1 protein-coding gene and 1 pseudogene are annotated in these 2,303 nt (G+C 69.7%); both read left to right on the forward strand.

The window, feature by feature from the left end:
- The coding region (locus ACFPZL_RS12460; RefSeq protein ID WP_382335667.1) for an ABC transporter substrate-binding protein at positions 1-1,564 on the forward strand (1,564 nt) is incomplete at its 5' end.
- 258 nt (positions 1,565-1,822) lie between these two features.
- Positions 1,823-2,303, forward strand: a pseudogene (locus ACFPZL_RS12465) (ABC transporter permease); the annotation flags it as partial.

The raw sequence follows: 2,303 nt of genomic DNA on the forward strand, positions 1-2,303 counted from the left end.
CGGCGCGCCCGCATATCGTCGGCGCAGCCGATCGGCCGGCAGGATCCTCATCGTCGTCGGCATCGTCGTCGTCGCCGCCGTCATCGCCGTGCTGGCGCTCGTGCTCAACCAGGGCGACGGCGACAGGTCGCAGCCCTCGGGCGGCGGCGCACCGGCTGCCGGCCCGAGCGAGCTCACGATCGGGCTGCAGCTCGAGCCGACGAACCTCGACATCCGCAGCACCGGCGGCGTCGCACTCGACCAGATCCTGATCGACAACATCTACCAGGGCCTCGTCGGGCTCGCCCCCGGCTCGGTGTCGGACTTCGTGCCCGTGCTCGCCGAGGCGCTGCCCACCGTCTCCGACGACGGCCTGACCTACACGTTCACCCTGCGCGAGGGCGTGAGCTTCGGCTCGGGCAACGCGCTCGGCGCGCAGGACGTCGTCGACTCGCTGACCGCGACGCTCACCGAGGCCCTGCTCGGAGCACCGGCGGCGGTCTCGTCGCCCGACGAGCGCACCGTCGAGATCGCGCTCGAGCAGCCGAACAGCCAGCTCCTCTGGCACCTCGCGAACCGGCCGGGGCTCGTCTTCGAGACGGCCTACACCGGCGATCTTGCGAACACCGCGAACGGCACCGGCCCCTACCTGCTCGAGGACTGGAAGCAGGGCGACAGCATCGCCTTCGTGAAGAACGCCGACTACTGGGGGGAGGCGCCCGCGCTCGACCGCGTGATCTGGCGCTACTTCACCGACGCCAACGCCGCGGTGAACGCCGCCGCCGAGGGCGACGTCGACGTGCTGGCTCCGGTCGCCTCGAGCCTCGTCGAGCAGCTCGAGGGCAATGCCGACTTCGCGCTCGAGCACGCCGACAGCACCGATGTCTTCACCCTCGCCTACAACTCGGCGAAGGCGCCGCTCGACGACGTGCGCGTGCGCACGGCGCTCTCGAAGGCCGTCGACGGCGACGCGATCATCGCCGCCTTCTACGGCGACGGCAAGGCGCTCGGCGGCCCGATCACCGACATCGAGCCGGCATACGAGGATCTCTCCTCCATCAACGCCTACGACCCGGAGGGCGCCGAGGCGCTGCTCGAGGAGGCCGGAGTCGAGGATCTGGAGCTCACGCTCACCCTGCCCAACTTCTACCCCGCCGACGCCGCGAATCAGATCGTCTCCGACTTCCAGGCCATCGGCGTGACCCTCACGATCGACGAGGTGGAGTTCGCGACCTGGCTGAGCGACGTCTACTCGGCGCCCGAGGACGGCAGCCCCCGTGATTTCGACCTCAGCTACATCAACCACGCCGAGGCGAACGACTTCGTGAACTACGTGACCGAGGGCTACTACTTCGGCGCGGTGAACGCCGAGGCGAAGGCGCTCTTCGAGAGCTCCGTCGCCAGCACCGACCCGGCGGAGGCCGTCGACCTGGTGCGGCAGGCCGCCCGCGTCGTGGCGGAGGACGCCCCCGCGAAGTGGTTGATCAACTACACGCCGACCAACGCCATCGGCGTGCACGTCCACGGCTTCCCCGCGAGCAACACGAACTCGCGGATCAGCCTCGAGGGCGTCACGGTCGACTGACGCGCGATCGCGCGGCTTCGGACCGACCTTCGGTGAGAAATCTGCACGGCGTCGGCGAAATTCTCGAAGAATAGCTGACGCTGTGCAGTTCTCTGACGCTGCGCAGACTCAGGACGCTGCGCAGGTGGATCCTGCGATCCCCTTCGGGGTCGCAGGATGACGAGAGGAAGCCCCGCTCAGGAAGTCGCGGCGCGTTGCCGACGCCGGTTGACGGCAAGGAGTACCGCGCAGAATGCCGACGATAAGTAGGATCGAGGTGTGAGCCGCTTCCTCGCCATCCGGGCCGTGACGCTCACCGCGGGGCTCTTCCTGGCGAGCCTCATCATCTTCGCCGCGCTGCGCCTGCTGCCCGGCGATGTCGCGCAGGTCATCGGCGGCACGACCGCATCCCCGCAGCGGATCGCCGAGCTGCGCGCCCAGCTCGGCCTCGACCGGCCGATGCTCCTGCAGTACACCGATTGGATCGGCGGGATCTTCACCGGCGACCTCGGGCGCTCGATCGTCTCCGGCAGCCCGATCGCGGGCGAGCTCGCGCAGAAGGCCCAGGTCACCGTCCCGCTGACGATCTACTCGCTGCTCATCGCGCTGCTCATCGCCCTCCCCCTCGGCATCCTCACCGCCTACCGGCGCGACGCGCTCGCGAGCCGGGCGCTCTCGGTCCTCGGGGTCGGCGCGGCGGCCGTGCCGATCGTCTGGGCCGGTCTGCTCGGCGCGATCGTGTTCTCCGGCTGGCTCGGCT

It is taken from the genome of Leucobacter soli (assembly GCF_042659205.1).
In the GTDB taxonomy this organism is placed as follows: domain Bacteria; phylum Actinomycetota; class Actinomycetes; order Actinomycetales; family Microbacteriaceae; genus Leucobacter; species Leucobacter soli.